26 protein-coding genes and 1 riboswitch are annotated in these 25,443 nt (G+C 61.4%); of the genes, 19 read left to right on the top strand and 7 right to left on the bottom strand.

Annotated features, from left to right (window positions below; all coding sequences use genetic code 11):
• Window positions 1–581 precede the first annotated feature (581 nt).
• The 9 genes from AC097P_RS14185 to AC097P_RS14145 all read left to right on the top strand — a co-directional run bounded on the left by AC097P_RS14185 (window position 582) and on the right by AC097P_RS14145 (window position 8,559).
• Window positions 582–1,451: a GIY-YIG nuclease family protein gene (locus AC097P_RS14185; protein ID WP_479611057.1), complete on the top strand. Its 870-nt coding sequence runs from the start codon at window positions 582–584 to the stop codon at window positions 1,449–1,451.
• Window positions 1,452–1,516: 65 nt separating this feature from the next.
• On the top strand, window positions 1,517–1,822 hold the full coding sequence (locus AC097P_RS14180) for a PPC domain-containing DNA-binding protein (RefSeq protein ID WP_479611056.1): 306 nt from the start codon (window positions 1,517–1,519) through the stop codon (window positions 1,820–1,822).
• Between the two features lie 147 nt (window positions 1,823–1,969).
• Entirely contained in the window at window positions 1,970–2,653 is a 684-nt protein-coding gene (locus tag AC097P_RS14175; protein ID WP_479611055.1) for a hypothetical protein, read from the top strand.
• Complete coding sequence (locus tag AC097P_RS14170) at window positions 2,646–3,323, top strand: hypothetical protein (protein WP_479611054.1); 678 nt, start codon at window positions 2,646–2,648, stop codon at window positions 3,321–3,323. Before AC097P_RS14175 ends, AC097P_RS14170 begins: the two co-directional genes overlap by 8 nt.
• Before the next feature lie 8 nt (window positions 3,324–3,331).
• Window positions 3,332–3,694 (top strand): type I restriction-modification system subunit M N-terminal domain-containing protein, encoded by a 363-nt coding sequence (locus tag AC097P_RS14165; RefSeq protein ID WP_479611053.1) that lies wholly within the window; start codon window positions 3,332–3,334, stop codon window positions 3,692–3,694.
• 6 nt (window positions 3,695–3,700) lie between these two features.
• Entirely contained in the window at window positions 3,701–4,705 is a 1,005-nt protein-coding gene (locus AC097P_RS14160; protein WP_479611052.1) for an HsdM family class I SAM-dependent methyltransferase, read from the top strand.
• A 227-nt stretch (window positions 4,706–4,932) separates the two neighbouring features.
• Complete coding sequence (locus AC097P_RS14155; RefSeq protein ID WP_479611051.1) at window positions 4,933–5,904, top strand: tripartite tricarboxylate transporter substrate binding protein; 972 nt, start codon at window positions 4,933–4,935, stop codon at window positions 5,902–5,904.
• A 20-nt stretch (window positions 5,905–5,924) separates the two neighbouring features.
• The gene (locus AC097P_RS14150) at window positions 5,925–6,965 is read left to right on the top strand and encodes a histone deacetylase family protein (protein ID WP_479611050.1); all 1,041 of its coding nucleotides are present in this window, start codon (window positions 5,925–5,927) and stop codon (window positions 6,963–6,965) included.
• Window positions 6,966–7,032: 67 nt separating this feature from the next.
• The gene (locus AC097P_RS14145; protein ID WP_479611049.1) at window positions 7,033–8,559 is read left to right on the top strand and encodes a sensor histidine kinase; all 1,527 of its coding nucleotides are present in this window, start codon (window positions 7,033–7,035) and stop codon (window positions 8,557–8,559) included.
• Between the two features lie 76 nt (window positions 8,560–8,635).
• On the opposite strand, the gene AC097P_RS14140 is transcribed toward AC097P_RS14145, so the two are convergent.
• Complete coding sequence (locus AC097P_RS14140; RefSeq protein WP_479611048.1) at window positions 8,636–9,472, bottom strand: HAD-IIB family hydrolase; 837 nt, start codon at window positions 9,470–9,472, stop codon at window positions 8,636–8,638.
• A gap of 89 nt (window positions 9,473–9,561) precedes the next feature.
• On the opposite strand from AC097P_RS14140, the gene AC097P_RS14135 reads away from it, so the two are divergent.
• On the top strand, window positions 9,562–9,933 hold the full coding sequence (locus AC097P_RS14135) for a hypothetical protein (RefSeq protein ID WP_479611047.1): 372 nt from the start codon (window positions 9,562–9,564) through the stop codon (window positions 9,931–9,933).
• 17 nt (window positions 9,934–9,950) lie between these two features.
• On the opposite strand, the gene AC097P_RS14130 is transcribed toward AC097P_RS14135, so the two are convergent.
• Window positions 9,951–11,582, bottom strand: a complete 1,632-nt coding sequence (locus AC097P_RS14130) for a peptide chain release factor 3 (RefSeq protein WP_479611046.1) — start codon at window positions 11,580–11,582, stop codon at window positions 9,951–9,953.
• Between the two features lie 72 nt (window positions 11,583–11,654).
• Window positions 11,655–12,242 carry a DsbC family protein gene (locus AC097P_RS14125; protein WP_479611045.1) on the bottom strand — a complete coding sequence of 196 codons (588 nt, stop codon included), beginning with the start codon at window positions 12,240–12,242 and terminating at the stop codon, window positions 11,655–11,657.
• 81 nt (window positions 12,243–12,323) lie between these two features.
• Window positions 12,324–12,451, top strand: a riboswitch (S-adenosyl-L-homocysteine riboswitch).
• A gap of 84 nt (window positions 12,452–12,535) precedes the next feature.
• Here AC097P_RS14125 and ahcY point away from each other — a divergent pair.
• The 3 genes from ahcY (at window position 12,536) to metF (ending at window position 15,727) form a co-directional block, all read left to right on the top strand.
• Entirely contained in the window at window positions 12,536–13,996 is a 1,461-nt protein-coding gene (gene ahcY, locus AC097P_RS14120; RefSeq protein ID WP_479611044.1) for an adenosylhomocysteinase, read from the top strand.
• A gap of 9 nt (window positions 13,997–14,005) precedes the next feature.
• Window positions 14,006–14,815: a TlyA family RNA methyltransferase gene (locus AC097P_RS14115; protein WP_479611043.1), complete on the top strand. Its 810-nt coding sequence runs from the start codon at window positions 14,006–14,008 to the stop codon at window positions 14,813–14,815.
• A 66-nt stretch (window positions 14,816–14,881) separates the two neighbouring features.
• On the top strand, window positions 14,882–15,727 hold the full coding sequence (gene metF / locus AC097P_RS14110; protein ID WP_479611042.1) for a methylenetetrahydrofolate reductase [NAD(P)H]: 846 nt from the start codon (window positions 14,882–14,884) through the stop codon (window positions 15,725–15,727).
• Here the strand turns inward: metF and AC097P_RS14105 are convergent.
• Window positions 15,724–17,664, bottom strand: a complete 1,941-nt coding sequence (locus AC097P_RS14105; RefSeq protein WP_479611041.1) for a YhgE/Pip domain-containing protein — start codon at window positions 17,662–17,664, stop codon at window positions 15,724–15,726. The genes metF and AC097P_RS14105 overlap by 4 nt on opposite strands.
• Before the next feature lie 21 nt (window positions 17,665–17,685).
• Window positions 17,686–18,582, bottom strand: a complete 897-nt coding sequence (locus tag AC097P_RS14100) for a 23S rRNA (adenine(2030)-N(6))-methyltransferase RlmJ (RefSeq protein WP_479611040.1) — start codon at window positions 18,580–18,582, stop codon at window positions 17,686–17,688.
• A 358-nt stretch (window positions 18,583–18,940) separates the two neighbouring features.
• Between AC097P_RS14100 and rplM the strand changes: the two genes are divergently transcribed.
• The 5 genes from rplM (at window position 18,941) to erpA (ending at window position 21,466) form a co-directional block, all read left to right on the top strand.
• The gene (gene rplM / locus AC097P_RS14095) at window positions 18,941–19,411 is read left to right on the top strand and encodes a 50S ribosomal protein L13 (RefSeq protein WP_209397632.1); all 471 of its coding nucleotides are present in this window, start codon (window positions 18,941–18,943) and stop codon (window positions 19,409–19,411) included.
• Complete coding sequence (gene rpsI / locus AC097P_RS14090) at window positions 19,408–19,800, top strand: 30S ribosomal protein S9 (protein WP_479611039.1); 393 nt, start codon at window positions 19,408–19,410, stop codon at window positions 19,798–19,800. The genes rplM and rpsI overlap by 4 nt, the downstream gene beginning before the upstream one ends.
• 89 nt (window positions 19,801–19,889) lie before the next feature.
• Window positions 19,890–20,618: a DUF6776 family protein gene (locus AC097P_RS14085; protein ID WP_479611038.1), complete on the top strand. Its 729-nt coding sequence runs from the start codon at window positions 19,890–19,892 to the stop codon at window positions 20,616–20,618.
• 23 nt (window positions 20,619–20,641) lie between these two features.
• Window positions 20,642–21,040, top strand: a complete 399-nt coding sequence (locus tag AC097P_RS14080) for a bactofilin family protein (RefSeq protein ID WP_479611037.1) — start codon at window positions 20,642–20,644, stop codon at window positions 21,038–21,040.
• A 63-nt stretch (window positions 21,041–21,103) separates the two neighbouring features.
• Complete coding sequence (gene erpA, locus AC097P_RS14075) at window positions 21,104–21,466, top strand: iron-sulfur cluster insertion protein ErpA (protein WP_394784678.1); 363 nt, start codon at window positions 21,104–21,106, stop codon at window positions 21,464–21,466.
• Window positions 21,467–21,487: 21 nt separating this feature from the next.
• Here the strand turns inward: erpA and AC097P_RS14070 are convergent, their stop codons facing one another.
• Window positions 21,488–22,603 (bottom strand): anhydro-N-acetylmuramic acid kinase, encoded by a 1,116-nt coding sequence (locus AC097P_RS14070; RefSeq protein ID WP_479611036.1) that lies wholly within the window; start codon window positions 22,601–22,603, stop codon window positions 21,488–21,490.
• A 31-nt stretch (window positions 22,604–22,634) separates the two neighbouring features.
• Window positions 22,635–24,029 carry a peptidoglycan DD-metalloendopeptidase family protein gene (locus tag AC097P_RS14065; RefSeq protein ID WP_479611035.1) on the bottom strand — a complete coding sequence of 465 codons (1,395 nt, stop codon included), beginning with the start codon at window positions 24,027–24,029 and terminating at the stop codon, window positions 22,635–22,637.
• Between the two features lie 159 nt (window positions 24,030–24,188).
• Between AC097P_RS14065 and tyrS the strand changes: the two genes are divergently transcribed.
• Window positions 24,189–25,433, top strand: coding sequence for a tyrosine--tRNA ligase (tyrS, locus tag AC097P_RS14060; RefSeq protein ID WP_479611034.1), 1,245 nt, complete (start codon window positions 24,189–24,191; stop codon window positions 25,431–25,433).
• Window positions 25,434–25,443: the final 10 nt, after the last annotated feature.

Genomic DNA, 25,443 nt, shown 5'->3' with positions numbered 1-25,443 from the left:
TGGGTATATTCCACCGGCCGAGGCTGAGGCAAACTACTATCGGCAACTCGCCGAGAAGACCGAAACCCCGGTTTCACTTTAACTAACTGGCCTCCACGAAACCCGGGGCGATTCATTTCTAGCGGAAGAACTTGCTGGTTCTGTGTTGGTTTTTGCGTCATTGAAGACCGAAATCACACAAAGTGAGGCCGCCGCAATTCGTTCCATTGTGCAAACACAGCGTCGGCGGCGGTTAAGACGGCAGCCAAGTAGTCATGTAGTGGTCCTAACTGGCACGGAGTTGCTTTCAGAGCGAGGTGTCCCATCTTGTTGGGAAGGAAAAGGCGAATTACAGGAAAGACTCATTTCGGGCCATCGCACTTTCCACGAGCTGGCGGAATTGGCAGATGCGACTCAGCAAATCTATTTGGGTATGCCGGGGTGGTTCGATTGGTCTGAGTCTGAGCGGGCCAAAAGGCACGCGCGCAAGAAGGCAAAACCATGAGAGCAAGCCGAGTTGAGTCGGCGTTGGGCGTCATGCTTTGTTTGGTCTTTGCTAAATGCTTTGTTAGCAAAGGCCAAACAGCTATTTAAACAAAGCCATGCAAACCCCCTTCTCCCTCCGCATCTTCGTCGCCGACGGCGATCCCGACGGCCTGCGCATCGTCGACAAGTCCAACTGGATCGGCAAGGCGCTGGTGTTCCCGCGTGCGCTGCTGACGCAGGTCAAGGCCCGGCCCGAGCTGGCCCAGACCGGCGTGTACCTGCTGCTGGGGCCGCGCCCGGACGGTGAGGGCGATATGCTCTACGTGGGGGAGGGCGACCCGATCCGCCCCCGGCTGGAGAGCCACTATGCGCAAAAAGATTTCTGGACCCGCGCCATCGGCTTCACCACCACCACGGCCGGGCAGCTCAACAAGGCGCATGTGCAGTTTCTGGAGTCGCGCCTCATCGCTCTGGCCCGCGCCGCCAAGCGCATGCCACTAGACAACGCCAACCAGCCCGCCGAGCCGTCCCTCAGCGAGGCCGATCGGGCCGACATGGAAGTCTTTTTGGGCCACATGCTGGGCATGCTGCCGGTGCTGGGCGTGCACGCGTTTGAGCAAGCGCCCAAGGCCCCCGCCGCCAAGGTAGGCCCGGCGCTCACCTGCAAAGGCAAGGGCGTCCAGGTCACGGGCTACGAGGCGAGCCAGGGGTTTGTGGTGCGAGCGGGTTCACAGGCGGTGGCAGACACCGTGCCCAGCATGGCGCAGCACGTGCGCGGCATGTTTAATCTGCGCCAGGAGCTAATCAGCAACGGCGTGCTGGCGCTGCAGGGCGCGCTCCACCAGTTCACGCAGGACTACAGCTTTAGCTCCCCCAGCACGACTGCGGCCGTAGTGCTGGGCCGCAGTGCCAATGGACGGGTGGAGTGGAAGGCGGCGGATGGACGGACGTTGAAGGAGCTGCAAGAGGCGGAGGCCGCGCAGTAGCCCGTTTTGCTTCTGTTTTGATAGCTGCCTGGGCAAATTCCGCGAGGGCTGGAGCCTGATTTAACATGGAGCCGATGAAGACACTACCCATTCGCCTCACGCCCGGCCAGGACTTGCGCGCTGCGCTGGAGGCAGCGGTGCTGGCCCAGAACTGTCGCGCCGCCTTTGTGTTGTCCGGCATCGGCAGCCTGTCCCCGGCATCAGCCCACGCGGTTGACCGAGAGCATGGAAATCCTCACGCTATCCGGCACGGTGGCGGTGGACGGCAAAAAGACCGCATCCCACATGCACATGGCTATTTCCTCCGCCACAGGGGCAGGTGCTGGGCGGGCATGTGGCACCGGGTTGCATCGTGCTCACAGAGTTGGTGATACAGCATCGAAACTGACGTTTGCTGCGATTTTGATAGCTGCTTACGTAATTTTTGTGGGGGCTAGAGGCCAATTTCATTCATGACTTGCCTTGGAGTGGCAATTCATTTACATTCAATATTCGCGATTCACGAATATTAAATGTAAATGCAACTCAAACCCCAAGACTTCCTGGTAGCCCTCAAGCTGGTGGCTTGGGGTGAGCAGCGCTGGACGTACGCGCGGCTGGCGCAGGAGTTGGGCATCAGCGTGTCCGAGGCGCACGCCTGCATCAAGCGTGGGCTGCAGGCGGGGCTGTTGGTACAAAACTACCTGGCGTTGGATGCTGCGACCGTGGCACTTTCGGTGCAAGAGCCAACAGCCATTTACCGGGTTGCCCGGCGAAAGCGCCTGCGTGCCGATGCTTCCGCTGGCGAAGTGGCACAGAGCAAGGCCACCACGGCAGACAACCCCGTGCGCCCCCATTCAAAGCAACTTGCAGAGTTCGCCTTGCATGGCGCCAGGTATGCATTTGCGGCAGACAAAACGCCCTCCACGATTGGCGTGCCCACCAGCCACAGTGCGCCGGCTTTTGCAGGTGTATTTGCGCCGGGCTCAGAAGACTATGTTTGGCCACATCCCAATGGCTCGGTGCGTGGCGTGGGCGTAGAGCCACTACACCCCAGCGTGCCTTTCGCCGCCATGCAGGATGACAAGCTCTACGAAATGCTGGCTTTGTTTGACGCCCTGCGCGTAGGCCGCGCTCGCGAACGCGGTATGGCGCTGGACCGACTGCAAACACTTATCGACCCATCCGCACCAAAGAAAATAAAGGGCCCCATGTATGGCTAACCCAAACTTGGCTCTGTTGGTGGGCATGGCGAAGGCCATGGGCCCGCTGTGTGACAGGGTAGTCTTTGTGGGTGGCTGTGCTACGGGTTTGCTGATCAACGATCCTGCGCTGCTCCATGTGCGTGCCACTGAAGATGTAGATGCCATCGTGGAAGTAGCCACCCTAGTGGGCTACCATGCCTTGGCAGGGGAACTGATGCAGCGCGGCTTCAAACAAACCATGGCAGACAACACGCCGCCGTTTCGTTGGTACTGGCAGCGCATGCAGCTGGACTTGGTACCGTTGGATGAAAAAGTGCTTGGCTTTGCCAACCGCTGGTATCGCCCAGGATTCGACGCTGCTGTGCAAACCCAGGTCGCACCGGGCATGGCGCTGCGGCACTTATCAGCACCCTATTTCTTGGCAACCAAGCTTGAAGCTTTCAGTGACCGCGGCAACAATGATGTGTATGCCAGCCATGACCTGGAAGACATACTCACCGTGGTGGAGGGGCGCGCCGAGTTGGTCGAGGAGCTAGCCAACGCGTCTGCCGATGTGCGTACTTATGTGGCGACATGCATAGCCCAACTCCTTGGCCACTCTGATTTCGATAACGCACTGGGCGGCCTGCTCAGTCAGCCCAGTCGTGAGCCCCTTGTACGAGCAAGACTGCAGCAATTTACTCAATAGAGAACAGCATGAATACCACCACTAACTCCCTCGTCCAGAAGCTCTGGAATTACTGCAACGTGCTGCGCGACGACTGCATGAGCTATGGCGACTATGTGGAGCAGCTCACGTATCTGCTGTTTCTCAAGATGGCTGACGAACGCGCCCAGCCGCCCTACAACCAGGCCAGCATCGTGCCAGGGGCCTACTCTTGGCCGTCACTGTTGGCCAAGGATGGCGATGAGCTTTTCGACCACTACCGCCATGTGCTGGAGGCCTTGGGCCAGCAAAAGGGCACGCTAGGCCTGATCTTCGGCAAGGCACAAAACAAGTTTCAAGACCCGGCCAAGCTGCGCCGCGTGATCGTCGATCTGATTGATGCCGAAACCTAGACCATCTTGGGTGCAGACGTGAAGGGCGATGCCTATGAAGGCCTGCTGGAAAAAAACGCGCAAGACACCAAGAGCGGCGCAGGCCAATATTTCACGCCGCGTGCACTCATCCAGGCCATGGTGGACTGCATTGCGCCGCAACCCGGTGAACGCATTACCGACCCGGCCTGTGGCACGGGTGGTTTTTTGTTCACCGCACACAACTACATCACGGCGCACAACAAAAGCCTGACGCGCGAGCAGCTCAAGCACCTGAAGGAAAAAGCCTTCACGGGCTACGAGCTGGTGCAAGGCACGGCCCGCGTGTGCGCCATGAACATGATGCTGCACGGCATTGGCTCTGAAAAATCAGTGCCCGTGGTGGTGGGCGACGCGCTGGCCGCAGACCCCGGCGAGCGCTTTGAGGTGGTGCTGGCCAACCCGCCGTTTGGCAAGAAGAGCAGCACAGTCATCGTGGGTGAGGACGGGCGCACCAGCACCGAGAAAGACACTATTGAGCGTGACGACTTCTGGGCCACCACCAGCAACAAACAGCTCAACTTTGTGCAGCACATCAAGACCCTGCTGGCCACCCACGGCCGTGCGGCGGTGGTGTTGCCCGACAACGTGCTGTTTGAAGGTGGCGCGGGCGAGACCATCCGCAAGAAGCTGCTGCACGAGTGCGATGTGCATACGCTGTTGCGCCTGCCTACGGGCCTGTTCTATGCGCAAGGGGTGAAAGCCAATGTCCTGTTCTTCGAGAAGAAGGGCGCTAGCGAAACGCCTTGGACCAAGAAGCTGTGGATTTATGACTTGCGCACCAACAAACACTTCACACTGAAGACCAACCCGCTGCGCCGTGCAGACTTGGAAGAGTTTGTCGCGCTGTACCTGGCTGGCAACCGCAACAAACGCCAGGCCACGTGGTCACCGGAAAACCCCGATGGCCGCTGGCGCGCCTATGGGTATGACGAACTGGTAGCACGCGATAAAACCAGCCTGGATATCTTCTGGCTGAAGACGATTCATTAGCGGACAGCGACAACCTGCCCGCACCGGGTGTGATTGCCCTGGAAATTGTGGAAGACCTGCAGGCGGCGCTAGAGCAGTTCAAGCTGATTGCTGGTGATCTGGCCGAGGAAGCAATCGACTGGGTCTCGGGTTAACCGCATGGCAGCCTGTGCAAGAGTCCGGTGTAATGGCTTGATTCGCTGATAGACACACCGTTAGATAGAACCTTCACCCAGGAGCCCCCCACCATGCAACGCCGCCACGTCGTACAACTCGCCGCCACCACACTCGCCACTCGCTTGCTCGACGCCCAGGCGCAGGCCGCTTCCTTCCCAACCAAGCCCATCAAACTGGTGATCGCCTTTCCGGCAGGCGGCCCGACCGACATCACGATGCGTTCGTTGGCGGACGCCGCCAGCAAGATCCTGGGCCAGCCGGTCATCATCGAAAACAAGCCCGGTGCGGGCGGCACCATGCCGGCCCAGCAGTTACAGACCGCACCGGCCGACGGCTACACGCTGGCGCAGATTCCGTTGGGTGTGTTCCGGCTGCCCTACACCACCAAGATCAACTGGGACCCGGTGAAGGACATAACGTATGTGCTCAATGTCACCGGCTACGCGTTTGGTCTGGTCGTGCCGGCCGATTCGGCGCTGCGCACCTGGACCCATTTCGTAGCCTGGGCCAAGGCCAACCCCGGCATGTTGTCTTATGGCTCCACCGGCACACTGACCAGCCCGCACCTGACCATGGAGTTGATTGCGCAGAAGTTGGGGCTGGAGCTGTTGCATGTCCCGTTCAAGGGCAGTGCTGATCTGATGCAGGCCATTCTGGGTGGCCAGATCATGGCCGCGGCCGACTCCACCGGCTTTGCACCCCAAGTGGCCGCCGGCAAGCTGCGCGTGCTCAACACCTGGGGTGCCGAGCGGCTGGCCAAGTTTCCCGATGCGCCCACGCTCAAGGAGCTGGGGCTGGACCTGGTGCAGAACTCACCCTTCGGCATTGGCGTGCCCAAGGGTACCCCGCCCGCGATCGTCAAGCGCCTGCACGATGCCTTCAAACAGGCCATGGAGCAGGAGAGCTATGTGACCGCGTTGGCCCGCTACGACATGGTGCCGATGTACATGAACTCCGCTACCTACCTGAAGTTTGCGCAGGAGACCTTTGCCAAGGAGAAGGCCCTGGTGGAGAAACTGGGCCTGGCGCGCCAACCGCAATAACCCCAACCACGAGCCGGACGATGATTACCTTTTACAACCACCTGCACGCCCAGCACCAGGGCAAGGTCGAAATGTTCCGCGGCGCGCTGGTGCCCTGCTTTGAGGTGCCCGCCCGCGCTGACCATGTGCTGGCCGAATTGCAGCGCCGCAAGCTGGGCACGGTGCAGCACCCGCATGCGTTTGATGACGCGCTGCTGGAGACCATCCACAGCCCGCGCTACCTGCGCTTCCTGGCCACCGCATGGGACCAATGGGTGGTGCTGGACCCGGCCAACGCGGACAAGGACATCCTGCCCTCGGTCTGGCCCACGCGCACCTTCCGCACCGATGTGGAGCCCGACAACTTTGCCGCCAAGGTCGGCTTGTATTCGTACGACGCCGGCTCGCCGTTCACCGCGGGCACCTGGGTCGCGGCACGCGCCGGAGCCCACTGCGCTCTGAGCGCGGCCCAGCAACTGGTACAGGGTGACCGCGCCGCCTTTGCGCTGAGCCGCCCGCCCGGCCACCACGCAGGAGCCGACTTCTTTGGCGGCTACTGCTTTTTGAACAATGCGGCGCTGGCTGCACAGCATCTGCGCAATGCCGGCATGGCCAAGGTCGCGGTGCTGGACATCGACTACCACCATGGCAATGGCACCCAGGCCATCTTCTACGACCGGCCCGATGTGTTCTTCGCCAGCATCCACGGCGATCCTCGGACCGAATACCCGTTCTACCTGGGCCACGCCGATGAGACAGGTACTGGGGCAGGGCAGGGCGCCAACCTCAACATTCCGCTGCCGCGTGGCACGGGCTTTGCGCGCTGGTTGGAAGCGCTGGAGCACAGCCTGCGAGCCATCGAGCGCTTCGGCGCCGATGCACTCGTGGTGTCGATGGGCATGGACACCTTCGAGGGCGACCCCATCTCCGGCTTCACGCTGCAAAGCGCGGACTATTTGCGCGTGGGTGAGCGGCTGGCCGCTGCGGGCTTGCCCACCGCGCTGGTGTTCGAAGGAGGCTATGCGGTGGCCGAGGTCGGCGTCAATGCCGTCAACGTCTTGGAGGGATTTCTAGGGGCTTGACGCTGGGACGCCGCAGGCGCTAACCTCAGGCCGTGTACGCCACTGTGAAAACTATCCTGCTGATGTGATGGCTTTGCGCACCCTGCAAGGCTGGAAACCCAAGTCTGCCAAGGCTTCGCTGGCCATCATCGTCGTGGTGGCATCCACACTATTGATGGGCATATTCGCAGCCGGTAGCTACTGGATGACGGACCAGCGCCTCAAATCGCAGCGCGCCCAACTGTGGGCCCGGATGCAACGCCACTTGGCTCAGCCGGTGGCCACGGCACTGTGGAATTTCGACCTTCGGGGGGTGCATGCCGCGTTGAGCTCCGAGGTCGGCGGCTCTGTGCTCGGGTTGGCGGTCGTAGACGAAACCGGCAAAGTGGTTGCGCAGGTGGGCCAGACCCTCCCGTTGGCCGGCGGCACCTTGCCGGCCAACGCCGAGGTGCTGTCCATGGATATCCCCCAGGTTGAAGGAAATACGCTGGGCAAGGTGCTGGTCGCATGGTCCGACGCATCTCTGCGCCAAGCCCTCAATGCCACGCTTTGGCTGGCGTTGGCGCAGCTCATTGGGGTCAGCCTGGCGCTCTTGGGCGTTGTGTGGGTGGGTGTGGACAGGCTGATATTCCGGCGCGTGGAAGCATTGCAGCATGCGCTGGACCGCGCGGTAGGCCGTGACGCCGCCGCCGACATCGTTCCCCTGCCAGAAACCTCGGACGATGAATTCGGAGCCATCACACGCAGCATCAACGCCATCACGCAACGCCTGGGCGACGAGCTGGAGGCCGGCAAAGAGTCGGAGGAAGAAGCACGTGCCGCGCTGTCCAACATGGAGAACGCCCAAGAGGGCCTGGTGCAGGCCGAAAAGATGGCTGCGTTGGGGCGCCTGGTGGCGGGCGTCGCCCATGAGCTCAACACACCCATTGGCAACATCGTCATGGTCGCCAGCACGCAGCAAGAGGTTGCTAAAAGCCTGACGCGCTCGGTGGCATCCGGCGGGCTGACCCGCACCGCACTGACCAGTCTTGCCGGCCAGATCGACGAAGGCGCCGCCCTGATGCTGAGCAGCTCGCGGCGCGCGGCCGAGCTGATCCAGAATTTCAAGCAGGTCGCCGTGGACCAGACCACCGACCAGCTGCGCGACTTCGAACTGGACCGTCAGATCGCCGAGATGCTGTCCGTGATCTCCCACGTGCTGTCCAAGACGCCGATCAAGCTGGTGCAGCATCTGGAGCCCGGCATCGCCATGCACAGCTATCCCGGCCCGCTAGGCCAGGTGCTGACCAACCTGGTCATGAACGCTGTAAAGCACGGCTTTAACGACACCCAGCCCGGCACGATCACCGTGGCCTGTATGCGCCAAGGCGAGCGGGCCTGCATCACCGTGTCGGACGACGGTGTGGGCATCCCGGCGGAAAACGTCGGCAAGATCTTTGACCCCTTCTTCACGACCAAGCTGGGCCAGGGCGGCACGGGCTTGGGCCTGCACATCTCGCACAACATGGTTTACGGCCCGCTGGGTGGCCGCATGGCGGTGGTCAGCAAACCGGCTGGGGGAACCAGCTTCACACTGCTGCTGCCGTTATACGCGCCGGGATCCGACCGGCTCTGAGCTGTTTTTCTCTGACAGGAGATAGAGCCCTGATGGTGCAGAGCACCACGTTCGGGAACCAGGTATTACAGGCAGGTCATCGCCCTGCCATCGCTTGGGCTATGGCCGCCGCCACCTCCGCAAACCCCGCTCCACGCTCGCTGGGCGTGATGTAGCGCGGCAGGTGCGTCAGCTGGGTTTCAAAGCGGCGGATGTTGGCTACGCCTACGCTGTGCGTGAAGTGTTCGAACATGGCTTGGTCGTTGCCCGAATCGCCAACGAACACCCAGCGGTCGATCTCCTTTGCCAAGTCGCGCTGCAGCAGTTCGCGGGTGATCCAGTTGGCGCCCTGCCATTTGTTGAAATCGCCAAAGCAGCCGTGGATGTGGATGCTGCTGACGGTGGTGTGCATGCCAAAGCCCTGCAGCAGGTCCACCACGCGCTGCACGGTGTCTGGCGGCAGGCGGGCGTGCTCGTGGTAGTCGAAGGCCAGGTCGGTCTCGCGGCCGTCACTGTCGTGTGTGATGAAAGCACCGGGTACCTGGAACATTACCCGGGCGCCGATTTTTTGCATGCGCTGGCGGTTGTCGGCCAGCGTGGCTGCATCCTGTTGATACAATTTTGATAGCGGCTTACGCACGTCTGGCGAGGGCTGCAGCCCGTTTTGACCTAAAGACTTGGCTGGGACCAGCGCCACGGCACCGTTTTCGGCAACGATGGCATCCACCGGCCAGATGCCGGCAAACGCCTCGCACCAGCCCACCGGCCGGCCGGTGATGGCGATCACAGTCAGGCCCGCCGCCTGGAGTTGCGCCAGCGCCTGCAGGGCATCCGGCGTGATGGCGCCGTCGGTGGTCAGCGTGTCGTCGATGTCGGTGAACACGCCGGCAATGCTGCGGCGCTCACTGGCTGGCCAAAGATGCAGGGGGAGCATGTCAGGTAGGCGTTGGTATGCTGTGGCGGGAGTGCAAGTGTATCGGCGCCCCATCGGCGCCAGAGTCGCCAACTTTCCAGGAGATGCGCGTGCGAATGCCGGCCTTTAAAACCCTTTTGATTGCCATCGCCTTGTCCGTGGCATGGGCCTTGCCATCTGCGGCGCAAACCCGCGGCGACCAGGCCTTTACCTGCAACCGCGCAGCGGACAAGATCGACAGCATGATCGAAGAATGGCGTGACGACGTGGTGACGTACAAGGGGCAGGCCCAGAATGCCGCCGTGTTCAAGATGGCGGCCGAGCACCGCAAGGGGCGCTTGAAGGCCAACTTCAAGAAACACTGCAATGCACAGTGGGCCACGCACCAAGCCATTTTTGTGTGCTTCAGCGGGTCGGTATCGGCGCTGGGGCTGGCGCTCTGCCGTGCGCCTGACGACAACCCGAACAACTGGCAGTATTGATCTGCAGACAGCCCTGCTTAACCTGCAGTCTGCAATGCCAAGCCGGCGTGTTCGCGCAGCGGGTGAAAATGGATCTTGGGGAAGCGTTCCTGCGCCAGCCGCACGTCATACGGGCTGGTGCACAGATAGGCCAGCGTGTCGGCCGCGTCGCGCGCCATGCGCATCGGGTAGGCATCGCAAAAGGCTTTCAGCTCAGCGGGCGTGTCGGCGGTGATCCAGCGGGCACCGGTGTATTGGCAGCCTTCCAGCCGGATGTCGGCGTCGTATTCGCCCTTTAACCGGTGCTGTACCACCTCAAACTGCAGTTGCCCCACGGCACCCAGCAGCATATTGCCGCCGATTTCGGGTTTGAACACCTGGATCGCGCCTTCTTCGCCCAACTGCGCCAGCCCTTGTTGCAACTGCTTGGTGCGCAGCGGGTTGCGCAGCACCACGGTCATGAACATTTCGGGTGCAAAGAAGGGCAGGCCGGTGTACAGCAGGTTGACGCTGCCATCGGTAATCGTGTCGCCCAGTTGCACGCCGCCATGCGTCGTGAAGCCGACGATGTCGCCAGCGTAGGCCTCTTCCACAGCCTCGCGGCGCTGGCTCATGAAGGTCACCACGGAGGTTGGGCGCAGTTCCTTGGCGGTGCGCATGACCTTGAGCTTCATGCCGGGTGTGTATTTGCCCGACGCCATGCGCACAAAAGCGATGCGGTCGCGGTGGTTGGCGTCCATATTGGCTTGCACCTTGAACACCACGCCGCTGAAGGCCGGGTCCTCAGGCTGCACTTCTTTAACCACGGGCTGCCGGTTGACCAGCGTGTTGCTGATGCGCATCTGCGGGCTGGGGGCCAGGTCGACCAGTGCGTCCAGCACTTCCATGACACCAAAATTGTTGACGCCGGAGCCAAAGAACACCGGGGTCTGCTTGCCGGCCAGAAAGGCGGCGTGGTCCCAGGCGGGGGACGCACCGGTGGCCAGCTCCATGCTTTCCATCGCCGACGTCCATTCATGGCCAAAACGCTTTTCCAGCGCAGCCTGGTCGCTCAGCGGCATCGACTCAAATTCTTGCGGACGACGGTCCTTGCCACCGTCAAACACCGTCATCATCTGTGTGCGCAGGTTGACGATACCGCCGAAGGATTTGCCTTGGCCCACGGGCCAGGTCATGGGCACGCAGGGCATGCCGAGTTCGCGCTCGATTTCGTCCAGTATGTCCAGCGGCTCGCGCACTTCGCGGTCCATCTTGTTGACGAAGGTGATGATGGGCGTATCGCGCTGGCGGCACACTTCAATCAGGCGGCGGGTCTGGGCTTCCACACCGTTGGCCGCATCAATCACCATCAGTGCGGAATCCACCGCGGTCAACACGCGGTAGGTGTCTTCGGAGAAGTCCTTGTGCCCGGGCGTGTCCAGCAAGTTGACCACATGGTCGCGGTAGGCCATTTGCATCACGGACGATGCGACCGAGATACCCCGCTGCTTTTCAATCTCCATCCAGTCGGATGTGGCGTGGCGCGTGGCCTTGCGTGCCTTCACCGAGCCCGCAATCTGGATTGCGCCCGAGAACAGCAACAGCTTTTCCGTCAGCGTCGTTTTACCGGCGTCTGGGTGGGAAATGATGGCAAAGGTGCGGCGACGCTTGGTCTCGGCAAGAAAAGTCATGGAGGCGGGGGCTGCAAGCAGCGGCAGGGGCAAAGGGCGTGATTTTAAGGGAAGCCCCCCGGTCGCCCATCCTCAGTTGGCGTCCACCCCGATGAAGTCGGCCAGGGCCTTGGTTTCCAGTGCACCGAGTGCGCTGACGACCTCGCCGGTGCGCGCGTGCTTGGTCAGAATGAACGGGACCGATTCCACCTTCAGCTGGTTGAACAGGTCGGTGTTGCCTTTCAGGGCAGCAAACGTCGGTGCCGGGATGCGGCCCATGGTGATGACGCCACCCTTGCCTGCCATCATCGATGCCTCGTGGGACACCATGGCCTGCTGGGGATCGGCCGCGCCGAGTATGGCCGCCCCTTGCGGCGCGCTCTTGGTGTTCAGAATCGCAACCGGGATCCACACAAACTTGGCCTTGCCCAGCAGCGGCTGCGAGGTTTTCCACAGGTGGCCGCAGTGGGGGCATTGCGCGTCAAACATCACGTAGACGGTATTTGAGCTGCTGGTCGACCCCACGGTAAAGCCCTTGGTCTGGGTGCTGACCTGCTCCAGCGCCTGTGCGGGGTTGGCTACGGCGGGAGGAGGCGTTGCGTCCTTGGCCGAGGCCGTCAGGCCTAAAAGGGCCAGTGTGAGACCCAGGACAATGGTTTTGGTGCGTGTGAATCGTGTCATAGCGCGGAATATTACTCCGCTGCAGGGCGGCCGCTCGTTGTCACGATTGCGCAGTGTCCGCATAGCTCCGTATAATCCAAGACTTCCGAGGAGCGTTGCAGCTCGAACCCCTGACCTGGATGAAGCGAATTCAAGGCACAGGATGCGAGTGAGGCTCGGAACACGTTGTTTTCAATGAAGGCAACGCAAGTCAACGGCGCTCACCCACTGGTCTGTGCGGTGAGTCCATTTGCCCTGGTTCTCTCTGGATTCGCGCGTAGCCTAGTGGCCTCAATTTTTTATTGGAGCACACCATGAGCGCATTGAAACTTGTTTCCCAATTCGAAGACTACAAGATCGCTGATCTGAGCCTGGCCCCTTGGGGTCGCAAAGAGCTGACCATCGCCGAGACCGAAATGCCCGGTCTGATGGCCATCCGCGAAGAGTTCGCCAAGGCCCAGCCACTGAAGGGTGCGCGCATCACCGGCTCGCTGCACATGACCATCCAGACCGGCGTGCTGGTCGAAACCCTGCAAGCCCTGGGCGCCGAAGTGCGCTGGGCTTCGTGCAACATCTTCTCCACACAAGACCACGCGGCCGCTGCCTTGGTTGCCAAGGGTACGCCCGTGTTTGCGCACAAGGGCGAGTCGCTGGAAGAGTACTGGGACTTCACCCACCGCATCTTTGAATTCAACGGCAAGAAGGGTTCTGCTGCAGAAGGCCCCAACATGATCCTGGACGACGGCGGCGACGCCACGTTGCTGATGCACCTGGGTGCCCGCGCCGAGAAGGACATCAAGGTCCTGGCCAAGCCTGGCAGCGAAGAAGAAATCTGTTTGTTCAAGGCCATCAAGGCCAAGCTCAAGCAGGACCCCACCTGGTACAGCCGCCGCCTGAAGAACATCATCGGCGTGACAGAAGAAACCACGACCGGCGTCATGCGCCTGGAAGAAATGTCGGCCAAGGGCTCACTGGCTTTCCGCGCCATCAACGTCAACGACTCGGTAACCAAGAGCAAGTTCGACAACCTGTACGGCTGCCGCGAATCGTTGGTGGACGCCATCAAGCGCGCTACCGACGTGATGATCGCCGGCAAGGTTGCACTGGTCGCCGGCTACGGTGACGTGGGCAAGGGCTCTGCCCAGGCTTTGCGCGCACTGTCCGCCCAAGTGTGGGTGACCGAGGTGGACCCGATCAACGCGCTGCAAGCCGCGATGGAAGGCTACAAGGTTGTGACCATGGAATACGCTGCTGACAAGGCCGACATTTTCGTGACCGCCACCGGTAACAAAAACGTCATCACCTTCAAGCACATGCAGGCCATGAAGGACCAGGCCATTGTTTGCAACATCGGCCACTTCGACAACGAAATCGATGTCGCGTCGCTGGAAAAGCTGCAGTGGGACGAGATCAAGCCGCAGGTCGACCACGTGATTTTCCCCGCCACCAAGGGCAAGCACGGCAAGCCTGAGAAGCGCATCATCCTGCTGGCCAAGGGCCGTTTGGTGAACCTGGGTTGCGGCACTGGCCACCCCAGCTTCGTGATGTCGTCCAGCTTTGCAAACCAGACCATCGCCCAGATTGAACTGTTCACCAAGCCCAAGGAATACAAGTCCGGCAAGGTGTATGTGTTGCCCAAGCACCTGGACGAAAAGGTTGCCCGTTTGCACCTGAAGAAGGTGGGCGCGCAGTTGAGCGAGCTGTCCGACGAGCAAGCCGCCTACCTCGGCGTCAGCAAGTCCGGCCCGTACAAAAAAGACACCTACCGGTATTGATAGCCATCCATGCGCATTGACCAACTACTCGTTCAACGTGGCCTGGCCACTACCCGGTCGCAGGCCCAGCGCCTGATTGCCGATGGTGTGGAATGGCTGCACGGCGAGGCGTGGAAGCGCGTGGCCAAAAACGGTGACGAAGTACCTGAGACGGCCGACGTCCGTTTGCTCGACGACTCCGAGGCCCGCTACGTATCCCGCGGCGGCTTGAAGCTGGAAGCGGCGCTTAAACAGGTGGGCCTGTCGGTCGACGGACTGGCCTGCCTGGACGTGGGCCAATCCACCGGTGGCTTTACCGACTGCCTGCTGCAGCACGGCGCGCGTTTGGTCGTGGGAGTGGATGTCGGGTCAGCCCAACTGCACCCGCAACTGCGCGAAGACGGCCGTGTGCTGTGTGTGGAAAAGGTCAATGCCCGTAATCTGGTTGCTACAGATTTTGAAGCAGCATGTCTAAACTACACGGGGGCTGGCGGCCAGTTTGATCCAGAGGCTGAGGGCGCAGAGCCGTTTGTGCCGGAGTTTGATGTGGTGGTGGGCGATTTGTCCTTCATCTCGCAAACTTTGGTGTTGCCGGCGGTGCTGCCTTTCTTGAAGGCGGGCGGCACGCTGCTGTCTTTGGTCAAACCGCAGTTCGAACTGCAGCCAGGCCAGGTGGGTAAGGGTGGCATCGTCCGGGACGACGCCATGTACGCAGTAGTCGAGCAGCGCCTGCGCGAAACCTGCGCCGAGCTGGGTCTGACCGTGACCGCGTGGTTCGACTCGCCGATTGAAGGCGGCGATGGCAACCGCGAGTTTTTCATTTGCGCTAAAAAATCGTAAACCCTGTTGGGGCGGATGGTGGTGTGACGCAGTGCACGCGCCCCGTCCCTGACTGATTGGAAAGCTATGTCCGATACATCCCGCATCCCCCTGAGCGTGGAATTTTTTCCACCCAAAACGCCCGAAGGCGTAGCCAAGCTGCGCACGGTGCGCCAGCAGCTGTATGCCCTCAAACCCGAATTCTGTTCGGTGACCTTTGGTGCCGGTGGCTCCACGCAAGAGGGCACATTCAACGCGGTATCCGAAATATTGGCCGAAGGCGTTAGCGCCGCATCGCATTTCTCGTGCATTGGTGCCACGCGTAGCACGGTCCGCGCGCAGTTGGCCACGCTGAAATCAATGGGCGTCAAACGCCTGGTGGCGCTGCGCGGCGACCTGCCCAGTGGCTACGGCGCCGGTGGCGAATTCCATTACGCCAGTGAACTGGTGGCCTTTATCCGCGCCGAGACCGGTGACGACTTTTTCATCGAAGTGGCCGCCTACCCGGAGATCCACCCCCAGGCGCGTTCCCCGGAGAGTGACTTGAAAGCCTTTGCCGCCAAGGTGAATGCCGGTGCCAATTCGTCTATCACCCAGTATTTCTACAACCCGGACGCGTATTTCCGTTTTGTCGACGACGTAGCGGCGATGGGTTTGAACGTTCCGGTCGTGCCCGGCATCATGCCCATCACCAGCTCCACACAACTGATGCGTTTCTCGGATGCCAGCGGCGCCGAGATCCCGCGCTGGATACGCCTGCGGCTGCAAAGTTTTGGCGACGACACCGCGTCCATCAAGGCCTTTGGCCTGGATGTGGTGACCAGCCTGTGCGAGCAATTGCGAGCCGGTGGCGCACCGTCGCTGCACTTCTACACCATGAACCAGAGCGTCGCAACGATTGCGCTGTGTGAGCGCTTGGGGTTGACGGGCTAAACCCCTTCAAACTCCATTGCTGGCCGGTGCTCGTCGGCGCTGACGAACTGCCAGCGGCCCACAAAGCAGGCTGCCAGCCAGGCGATGGCGCCAATCAGGCCTATCACCAGCCAGGCGCTGAGCCAGTCGCCATCAAAAGCGCCAAACATGCAGGCACGCAAGCCCTTGATGACCCATGTGAATGGCAGCCAGGGGCTGACGGCCTGGTAGATGCCACCGGACAGTTCCACGGGCAGCACGCCGCCGGCCGACGACAGCTGCAGCACCATCAACAGCAGAACGGCGGCTTTGCCAGCGTCCCCAAAAGCGCGGGTGATGGCCACGATGAGTGTCAAAAAGGTCAGCGAACTCAGTACCAGCGTTAGTGCGTAAGGCCCCAGTTGCGCTACATGCAGTTGCAGCACAAATAGCGACATCAGCATGATGACCAGGGCCTGGGCCACGACCAGGCCCGCCAGGATGCCGAGTTTGCCCAGCAAGCGGGCGGGGCGAGACGTGCGGGCCGCGGCCTCGGGCAGTCGTCGCAGATGGAATAGAAAGGCCGACATCACCGCGCCCAGCCACAGTGAAGTGGCCAGAAAGTTCGGCGCAAAGCCGGCACCATTGTTCGGAACGGGCGCCACGATTTCTATGGCGGGTTCTACAGAATCGGCCAAGCCGCGCGCGCTGCCATCGGGCGCGCGCACGTCACCGGGTAGAGAGTGTTTCAACAGTTTTACGCCCGAAGCCAATTCTTTGGAGCCGGTCCTGAGCTGGGTCAGGCCGTTGCGCAGGTCTTGGGTACCAGCGCCGACGGACCGGCTGGCACCGGTCAGCTCATCCAGCTTCGCATCGGCTGGCACTTTGCTGGCCGCTGTGTGGATTCCGCCGCCCAATGCCGCCATGCCGTCGGTCAGCTTGGTAATGCCGGTGTTCAGGCGGACTGTTCCATAGTTCAGCTGCGTCTGGCCCAGGCGAGCGGTTTCCAGGCCCGTCGCCAGCTGCGTGGCCCCAGCCGTGAGCTGGGCAGCGCCCTCGGAAATGCGGGTACCCACGATGGGGATTCCCTTGGTTTCATCCCGCATCTTGGCGCTGCCATCAGCCAGTTCCAGCGCGCCGTTGTGCAGCTCCTGCAGGCCGCGGGCGAGGTTGGCATGGCCGACCAGCAACTCGGCGGGCCCGGCCTTGAGTGCGGCCAGATCTTGCGTAGACGGGCGCTGTTGGTCCATGGTGCGCAGGCCCGCACCCAGCTGTTTGACACCATCCGTCAGTTGCACGACGGCTGAGCCCAGCGTATCGCTTCCGGTGGCCAGTGTCTTGGACCCGGTTTCTGCCTTGGCCAAGCCTGCCTCGAGCTTGGATGCGCCGTCGTCCAGCGCTGCCACCGCTGTGCGCAGCTCGGCCAGCTTGTCGCGGGAACCCGTGACTGTGTTCAGTACCAATGACCAGCGGTTCTCATTGAGGTTGATGTTGACCTGGTGGCCCAGTTCAGACGCAAAGCGCTTGGCAATGTTGGCGCCGTTGTAGTTGTTTCCCTCAGACACGTACATCACCAATCGGCCGCCTGCGGCTTCCTGCCCCGGTACGGCGTTGGCGCTGAAGTCCTTGGGGATGATCAGTGCAAAGGCCAGCCGACCCTGGCGCACCGCGCGCTTGGCTTCGTCTTCTTCCAGGTAGTCGACAAAGCCGAAGGTTTTGCGCGCGCGGATCGAGGTCGCCACCTCTTGGCCCACATTCACATCCTGGCCCCGGTAGTTCAACCCCTGGTCCAGATTCACCAGGGCAGCCTTGAGGTCGCCGGTGTGGGCGGCGGGGTCCTGCACGCTGGACAGGTAGATCAGCGCATACAGCGCCGGGATGATGATGACCCCGATTGCCGAGACCTTGAGCTTGGGGAAACGCCTGAACAGCGTCGCCTCCATGCGGAAAACCGCAAAAGCATCGCGAAGCACGCGCATGGCCGACTCCTGACGCAGGCCCTAGCCGCCGGAGTCCAGCGTAAAGGCCGCGTTGGCGTCCTGCTTCAGCAGTTCCACCATTTGCGGCAAGGCCTTTTGCAGGCCGGCCTTGAGCGTGTGGGGCGGGTTGATGATGAACATGCCGCTGGCGGGCAGCCCGGGACGTATCACCTCGCCTTCGTCATCCTGCAGCAGCTTGCTGGATTTGACGGTGAGCGTGGCACCCAGCCAACTCTTGCCGGCCTTGTTGGCAAGCGTCTTGAGCTTCTTGGGCAGGTCGTGCGCTTCGGGGCGGGGGATGATGGGGTACCAAACGGCGTAGGTGCCGGTGGAAAACCGCACCAGGGCATCTGCCACCATCTCTGCGACACGACCGTAGTCGGTTTTGAGTTCGTAGCTGGGGTCGCACAGCAGCAGCGCGCGGCGCGACGGCGGCGGCAGGAATTTCTTGATGCCTTCAAAGCCGTCTTCGCGCAGGATGGCGATCTGGCGCCCGGCTTCTAGCTGGGCGATATTGGCAGTCAGCGTTTTGGTGTCGGTGGGGTGCAACTCGAACAGCTTCAGCTTGTCGCGGTCACGTTCCTGGATGACGCGGTGGATGATGAACGGGGAGCCGGGGTAGACCTTGTGGCTGCCGGTCTTGTTGAAGCTGGCTACCAGGTCCACATAGTCCTGCAGCAGCGGCGCAAATGGCTGCGCAGGCTTGCCGGCCATCAGCTTGAGAAAACCGTCGGCCGCCTCTGCGCTGGTCTGGGCGTAGTCGCCGTCCAGGCGGTACAGGCCGGCGCCGGCATGGGTGTCGAAGACGGTCAGCGCGGCGTCTTTTTGCGCCATGTGCCGCAAAACAGCCAGCAAAACGGTGTGTTTGAGGACGTCGGCGTGGTTTCCGGCGTGGAAGGCGTGGCGATAACTGAACATGCTTGGATGGTAACCGCCCTGGCCCCCCGGCTGATTTCTGAATGGTAAATTGGCATCCAGCCCTCGCCGGGCGCGCGTAAGCAGCTATTGTTTTGATAGTGAATCTGCGACGCCCCCAGTCTGCTGGCTGCAACAAAACCAGGCAGATATAGCTGTTTTTGGCCAAAACCCATATAATCGAGGGCTTCGCAGCGCTTTTGTGGCTCCGCGGCGAAGGCTTTTCGTAACGTCTTGCGACCGCGCGCCGAGTAACCCCACCTAAGAGATTCCCATCAGAGGAACGCCGACCGTGGAAAAGAGCCAACGTTCGCGGACTCACGTGGAGCCCGCCAAACCTCTCCTTTTTTAGGAATATCTCATGTCTACTTTCAGCGCAAAACCCGCTGAGGTCGTGCACGAGTGGTTTGTGATTGACGCGACCGACAAGGTCCTCGGACGAGTAGCCAGCGAAGTTGCTCTCCGTTTGCGCGGCAAACACAAGGCCATTTACACGCCTCACGTCGATACCGGCGATTTCATCATCGTCACCAATGCAGCCCAGCTGCGCGTCACCGGCGCCAAGTCGCTGGACAAGGTGTACTACCGCCATTCGGGTTACCCCGGCGGCATCTCGTCCACCAACTTCCGTGACATGCAAAACAAGTTCCCCGGTCGCGCTTTGGAAAAAGCCGTCAAGGGTATGTTGCCCAAGGGTCCCCTGGGTTACGCCATGATCAAGAAGCTCAAGGTTTACGGCGGTGCTGAGCACCCCCATACAGCCCAGCAGCCCAAGGTTCTGGACATCCCCGGTATTTCTCCCGCAGCAGTGAAACGTGAGGCAGCCAAATGATCGGTGAATGGAACAATGGCACCGGCCGTCGCAAATCCAGCGTCGCCCGCGTGTTTCTGAAAAAAGGCTCCGGCCAAATCGTCGTGAACGGCAAGGACATCTCCAAGTTCTTCGGTCGCGGCACTTCCATCATGATCTGCAAGCAGCCCCTGATGTTGACCAACCACGCTGAAACGTTTGACATCATGGTCAACGTCGCTGGCGGCGGTGAGTCCGGCCAAGCTGGTGCAGTGCGCCACGGTATCACCCGTGCCCTGATCGACTACGACGCAACGCTCAAGCCAACACTGAGCCAAGCCGGCTTTGTGACGCGTGACGCGCGCGAAGTGGAACGTAAGAAGGTCGGCTTCCACGGCGCTCGCCGTCGCAAGCAGTTCTCGAAACGTTAATCGACGCAACACCCCGTTGCAAATAGAGCGACCGCCAGGGTGCAAACCCTTGCGGTCGTTTTACATTGTGTTGTTAGACTTCGCGCTCCATGCGTTTCAAACTCCTACGCCGCCGCCTCACGATCAGTGCGCCCCGCATGGCTATACGCAGTGCCATGCCTTGGCCTTTTCGCTGGGCCATCGTCGCCATCGTGTTGGGGTTTTGTGCTGCCATCGGGCTGTGGGCCTTCGAGTTTGGCAAGGACATTGCCGGCTTGGAGAAGGGCTCCAAGGAAGAGATGCTGCGCTTGCGGACCGAGTTGACGGACGTCAGGGCAGAACTGGCAAAGGCCAAGCTGGATCGAGACCATGCACAGTCCATTGCCAACACGGCGGACACGCTGGTCACGGCCGAGAAGGCATCGCATGAAAGCCTGCTGGCGCAGCTGAAGCAACTGGAAGCGGACAACCGCACGTTGCGCGACGACCTGGGCTTCTTCGAAAGACTGATTCCTGCGGCCGGCGGTGACGGTTTGGCTATCCGCAGCATGCAGGCAGATTTGCAGAATGGCGGCAAGTTAAAATGGCAGGTGCTGGTGATCCAGTCGGGCAAGAACCCGGTGGAGTTCAACGGCCGGCTGGAGATATCCTTCTCCGGTGTACTCGATGGCAAGCCCTGGACTGCCAGCCTGATGGGTGATGCCCCCGCGATCAAGGTCAAGCAGTACGGCCGCATGGAGGGCCTGTTTGACATACCCGCGCAAGTCGTTGTGAAGGGCATGTCTGCCAAGGTGATGGACGGTACCGTGGTCAAGGCGACCCAGTCCATCAAGTTGTAATTTTCTTTGCCAAGGATGAATGCATGTTCAACAAAAAGAAACAGCCGGCGATCAAAAGCCTGATCGCCGAAGGCAGTGAAATTGTTGGCAACATCAGCTTTACCGACGGACTGCGGGTGGACGGCAGCATCATCGGCAACATTCGCGCCGGCGTTGAGGTGGCCAGCATCCTCGTGATTTCCGAAATCGCCAGCATTACTGGCGAGGTGGTTGCCGACCACATCATCATCAACGGCAGCGTCAAAGGGCCCATTTTTGCCCGAAAAATGCTCGAACTGCAGCCAAAGGCGCGTATCGAGGGCGATGTGGAATATGCGGCCCTCGAAATGCACCAGGGCGCCTTGATTACCGGACAGTTGCGCCCCATCTTGGGCGAAGGGGAAGAAAAGCCCACACTGAAACTGGCGGCAAATAACCAGTAACAGAATTCCCGAGCAATTTACCGTACTATTCCAGCTATTCCCCAGATTTCACCGGAGTCATCCATGAGTGCCCTAGCCGAAACCATCCCCACAGAAATGCCCGCGCCCATCCTGTTCACCGACAGTGCAGCGGCCAAGGTGGCCGACCTGATCGCCGAAGAGGGCAACCCAGATTTGAAGTTGCGCGTGTTCGTGCAAGGCGGCGGTTGCTCCGGCTTCCAGTACGGCTTCACCTTCGATGAAATCACCAACGAAGACGATACCGTGATGAGCAAGAACGGCGTGTCTCTGTTGATTGACGCGATGAGCTACCAGTACCTGGTCGGCGCTGAGATCGACTACAAAGAAGACCTGCAAGGCGCCCAGTTCGTCATCAAGAACCCCAATGCCACGACCACCTGCGGTTGCGGCTCGTCCTTCTCTTAATACAAAAGACGGACGCCCAGCCTAGGCTAGGTAGATCCCACCCAGTATGCGGGCGCCCAGTGCGCCCGTAACGCTTTTCAGGCTGGATGTTTTTCCCAGCATGGTCTGGCGGGCCAGCCAGGCGAAGGCCGTGGCTTCCACCTGTAATGGCGGCAAACCCAGTTCAGAAGATGAAGTGACGCGGCAGTGGGGCAGGGCTGCCTGCAAACGCACCATCAAATAATCGTTCAGCGCCCCGCCACCGCACACCACCAGGGTTTGGCAGCCGGGGCTGGTCTCCAGCAGGCTACTGGCACACGCCCGCACGGTCAGCTCTGTCAGCGTGGTCTGCACGTCCTGCGGGGGCACGCCTTCTACTTGCGTCAATTTGGCTGCCATCCATGGGCCGTTGAACAAATCGCGCCCGGTGCTTTTGGGTGGTGGCTTGGTAAAGAAGGGTTCGTCCAGAAAACGGGCCAACAGATCAGCGTTCACCCGCCCTAGTGCCGCCCAACGGCCTGCATCGTCGTATTCCTTCTCGGTGTGCGCAAGGCACCAGGCATCCATCAGCGCATTGCCAGGCCCGCAGTCAAAGCCCAGCAGGTCGGGCGCGGCCGGGTCCAGCACGGTGATATTGGAAATCCCGCCAATATTCAGCACAGCCATCACCTGGTCGGACTGGCCAAAAAAGGCCTGGTGAAAGGGCGGTACCAGCGGCGCCCCCTGACCGCCGGCTGCCACATCGCGACTGCGGAAATCGGCCACCACGGTAATGCCGCAGAGCTCGGCCAGCAGCGACGGGTTGTTGAGCTGCAGCGTATAGCCGGTGCCATCAAACTCCTGGGGCCGGTGTCGCACGGTCTGGCCATGGGCGCCAATGGCTTTCACCGCCTCCGCCCGGACACCGCATTGCGCCAGCAGGGCCGCAACCTGGTCGGCATACAGGCGGACCAGACCATTGGCGGCCAGCGCCGCGCGGTGCAGTTCGTTATCGGTGGGGGCGTTCAGGGCCAGCAATTCGGCCCGTAGCGCAGCGGGCATAGCTGCGCTGCTATGGCCTATTACATGGGGTTGGGGACCATCATCAAACTCCACCAGCACGGCATCCACACCGTCCAGCGAGGTGCCCGACATCAGGCCAATGTACAACCCGGACATTACAAACCCGACACGGTGTGACCCGTCAGGCTTACTGTGCGCTGCCCACTTGCATATAGGCCGCGGCAGCCAGCTGCGTGCGCACCTGGGCGGCCGCCTGGTTAAAGGCTGCGCGCGCCGATGCGGCGACCGGCATGGATTCGCTCTGCTTGGCAATCGTTAGCGGGTCTTTGTGCACGCCGTTGACGCGGAACTCAAAATGCAGGTGCGGGCCGGTGGCCCAGCCGGTCTGGCCGACGGCGCCAACGTTTTGGCTCTGGCTGACGCTTTGGCCGGTGCGCACGTTGATGCGGCTCAGGTGGGCGTAGACCGTAACATTGTTGTTGCGGTGCTTGACCATGACGACATTGCCGAATCCGTTCTGGGTGCCGGCAAATTCCACGACACCATCGGCGACGCTGCGCACGGCTGTACCGGTGGGTGCCGCATAGTCCACACCCAGGTGGGCGCGCCAGGTTTGCAGAATGGGGTGGAAGCGCATCTTGAAGCCGCTGGTCACGCGCGAGAACTCCATCGGTGATGCCAAGAAGGCGCGGCGCAGGCTTTCACCGGCCAGTGTGTAGTAGCCGCCCTTGCTCAGCGTGTGGCTGGCGGTCGATGCTGCGGCATTGCCGGCCGCTACCGGCTCCTGGAACCACATGGCCTGGAAGCTTTTGCCCGCGTTGACGAATTCGGCGCTCAGCACCCGGCCGGCGCGCATGGGCTCGCCATCGCCTTCCAGCGTTTCGTAGGTCACCGAGAAGCGGTCGCCCTTGCGCAGCGCGCGGTGGAAGTCGATATCGCCGGCGAAGATCTCCGCCAGCTGGATCGCAATGGTGTCCGGTATGCGGGCATCGTCAGTGGCGGCAAACAGCGATGTCTGGATGCTGCCGCTGGCCAGGCGCGACGAGGCCGTCATCGGCAGGGTTTCGAGCTTGGACTGGAAGCCGGTGCGGGTTTTCTCAATCGTCAGGCGCTTGAACATGCCGTCGTCTTCAGGGCTCCAGCGGGCGCTGAGCTTGAGCAGCGTATTGCTTTCGCTGGCTTCCACGGTGACGTTGCGGCCGGCGCGGCCCATCAGCGTCTGCTGGACCACGGTGTCGGAGCGTATGAAGGCAGCAGCCTGTGGGTCGTAGACGCCCAGGCGCTTGAGCAGGGTTTCGGCCGTGTCGGACGAGCGGGTGGCGTCGGAGCGGTACAGGCGCATGGCCTGGGTTTGCACGGCGTCGAACTGGCTGAGCAGTGGCAGGGGTTGGACGTCTTCCACAATGGTGCGCACCGGCAGATCGGCTGCGTCGGGCGCGAGGGAGGCCACGGCATAGGTGGCGCCCGCACCGCACAACAAGAGTGCGGCAATTGCGAGGCTGAGTTGCTTAGGATGGCTGTGTACAAGACGGGCGGCGGAGGCAAAAGAAACCTCGGCGGCCTGTAGCAGGCGTTGTATCAAAATTCAGGGCTCCATGGATTTGGGGGTGAGGCCGTGCGGCGCTACACCCCAAACTGCAACGCAGTCGCGACTAAAATCTAGCCGCCGACCATCAAACGCGGTTGCAGGAGGAAGGCCAGTATAGCGGCCTTCCGCACAGACACATCGATAAAAACCCTTATGAATCAAGCCCAAAGTCCCGAGTTAGTTGTAAGCGATCGTGTCCGTGAGGCCCTGGCTGTGACGCTGCGCGGTGTGGAAGAGTTGCTACCGCAAGACGAGTGGGTCAAGAAACTCGCCAAGTCTGAAGCCACCGGTAAGCCGCTGCGCATCAAGCTGGGTCTGGACCCCACCGCGCCCGACATCCACATCGGCCACACCGTGGTGCTGAACAAGATGCGCCAGCTGCAAGATCTGGGCCACACGGTCATCTTCCTGATTGGCGACTTTACCAGCATGATTGGCGACCCCAGCGGACGCAATAGCACCCGCCCGCCACTGACGGCTGAGCAAATCAAGCTCAACGCCGAGACCTACCGCGCCCAGGCCGACAAGATTCTGGACCCCACCAAGACCGAACTGCGCTACAACAGCGAATGGAGCGACCCACTGGGTGCCCGCGGCATGATCCAGCTGGCCAGCCGTTACACCGTCGCCCGCATGATGGAGCGCAACGATTTCCACGACCGCTTCAAGGCCGGCACCCCGATCGCCGTGCACGAATTCCTGTACCCGCTGATGCAGGGTTATGACAGCGTTGCTTTGAAGAGCGATCTGGAACTGGGCGGCACTGACCAGAAGTTCAACCTGCTAATGGGCCGCACGCTGCAGGCCGAATACGGCCAGGAGCCGCAATGCATCCTGACCATGCCGCTGCTCGAAGGCCTGGACGGCGTCGAGAAGATGTCCAAGAGCAAGAACAACTACATCGGCATTTCTGAGGACGCCAACACCATGTTCGCCAAGGTGCTGAGCATCTCGGACGTGCTGATGTGGAAGTGGTTCACGTTGTTGAGTTTCCAGAGCGAGGCTGCGATTGCAGCGCTGAAAGCGGAAGTGGACGGCGGACGCAACCCCAAGGATGCGAAAGTGGCGCTGGCGAAGGAAATCACGGCCCGCTTCCATAGTGCAGCCGCGGCCGATGCGGCCGAGCAGGATTTCATCAACCGCAGCAAAGGCGGTATGCCGGACCAGATCGACGAGATCAGCTTGCCGCTGGGCGAGGGCGGTGCCGCCTTGGGCATTGCCGCGCTGCTGAAGTCCGCCGGGTTGGCGGCCAGCAGCGGCGAAGGCAACCGCCTGATCGACGGCGGCGGTGTGCGGGTGGATTCCAACGTGGTCAGCGACAAGGGCCTGAAGCTGGCCGCTGGCACCTATGTGCTGCAGGTTGGCAAGCGCAAGTTTGCGCGGGTCACGCTGGCGTGAGTCAGCAGAT

The organism is Rhodoferax sp. ZS1R8 (assembly GCF_056521325.1).
This window is presented reverse-complemented; position numbering and strand designations above follow the sequence as displayed.

What these genes read in the sequence shown, in the direction of transcription:
- AC097P_RS14185 (WP_479611057.1), top strand. Translation starts at nt 582, where the DNA reads ATGCAAACCCCCTTCTCCCTCCGCATCTTCGTCGCCGACGGCGATCCC.
- AC097P_RS14180 (WP_479611056.1), top strand. Translation starts at nt 1,517, where the DNA reads ATGGAGCCGATGAAGACACTACCCATTCGCCTCACGCCCGGCCAGGAC.
- AC097P_RS14175 (WP_479611055.1), top strand. Translation starts at nt 1,970, where the DNA reads ATGCAACTCAAACCCCAAGACTTCCTGGTAGCCCTCAAGCTGGTGGCT.
- AC097P_RS14170 (WP_479611054.1), top strand. Translation starts at nt 2,646, where the DNA reads ATGGCTAACCCAAACTTGGCTCTGTTGGTGGGCATGGCGAAGGCCATG.
- AC097P_RS14165 (WP_479611053.1), top strand. Translation starts at nt 3,332, where the DNA reads ATGAATACCACCACTAACTCCCTCGTCCAGAAGCTCTGGAATTACTGC.
- AC097P_RS14155 (WP_479611051.1), top strand. Translation starts at nt 4,933, where the DNA reads ATGCAACGCCGCCACGTCGTACAACTCGCCGCCACCACACTCGCCACT.
- AC097P_RS14150 (WP_479611050.1), top strand. Translation starts at nt 5,925, where the DNA reads ATGATTACCTTTTACAACCACCTGCACGCCCAGCACCAGGGCAAGGTC.
- AC097P_RS14145 (WP_479611049.1), top strand. Translation starts at nt 7,033, where the DNA reads ATGGCTTTGCGCACCCTGCAAGGCTGGAAACCCAAGTCTGCCAAGGCT.
- AC097P_RS14140 (WP_479611048.1), bottom strand. Translation starts at nt 9,472, where the DNA reads ATGCTCCCCCTGCATCTTTGGCCAGCCAGTGAGCGCCGCAGCATTGCC.
- AC097P_RS14130 (WP_479611046.1), bottom strand. Translation starts at nt 11,582, where the DNA reads ATGACTTTTCTTGCCGAGACCAAGCGTCGCCGCACCTTTGCCATCATT.
- AC097P_RS14125 (WP_479611045.1), bottom strand. Translation starts at nt 12,242, where the DNA reads ATGACACGATTCACACGCACCAAAACCATTGTCCTGGGTCTCACACTG.
- ahcY (WP_479611044.1), top strand. Translation starts at nt 12,536, where the DNA reads ATGAGCGCATTGAAACTTGTTTCCCAATTCGAAGACTACAAGATCGCT.
- AC097P_RS14115 (WP_479611043.1), top strand. Translation starts at nt 14,006, where the DNA reads ATGCGCATTGACCAACTACTCGTTCAACGTGGCCTGGCCACTACCCGG.
- metF (WP_479611042.1), top strand. Translation starts at nt 14,882, where the DNA reads ATGTCCGATACATCCCGCATCCCCCTGAGCGTGGAATTTTTTCCACCC.
- AC097P_RS14105 (WP_479611041.1), bottom strand. Translation starts at nt 17,664, where the DNA reads ATGCGCGTGCTTCGCGATGCTTTTGCGGTTTTCCGCATGGAGGCGACG.
- AC097P_RS14100 (WP_479611040.1), bottom strand. Translation starts at nt 18,582, where the DNA reads ATGTTCAGTTATCGCCACGCCTTCCACGCCGGAAACCACGCCGACGTC.
- rplM (WP_209397632.1), top strand. Translation starts at nt 18,941, where the DNA reads ATGTCTACTTTCAGCGCAAAACCCGCTGAGGTCGTGCACGAGTGGTTT.
- rpsI (WP_479611039.1), top strand. Translation starts at nt 19,408, where the DNA reads ATGATCGGTGAATGGAACAATGGCACCGGCCGTCGCAAATCCAGCGTC.
- AC097P_RS14085 (WP_479611038.1), top strand. Translation starts at nt 19,890, where the DNA reads ATGCGTTTCAAACTCCTACGCCGCCGCCTCACGATCAGTGCGCCCCGC.
- AC097P_RS14080 (WP_479611037.1), top strand. Translation starts at nt 20,642, where the DNA reads ATGTTCAACAAAAAGAAACAGCCGGCGATCAAAAGCCTGATCGCCGAA.
- erpA (WP_394784678.1), top strand. Translation starts at nt 21,104, where the DNA reads ATGAGTGCCCTAGCCGAAACCATCCCCACAGAAATGCCCGCGCCCATC.
- AC097P_RS14070 (WP_479611036.1), bottom strand. Translation starts at nt 22,603, where the DNA reads ATGTCCGGGTTGTACATTGGCCTGATGTCGGGCACCTCGCTGGACGGT.
- tyrS (WP_479611034.1), top strand. Translation starts at nt 24,189, where the DNA reads ATGAATCAAGCCCAAAGTCCCGAGTTAGTTGTAAGCGATCGTGTCCGT.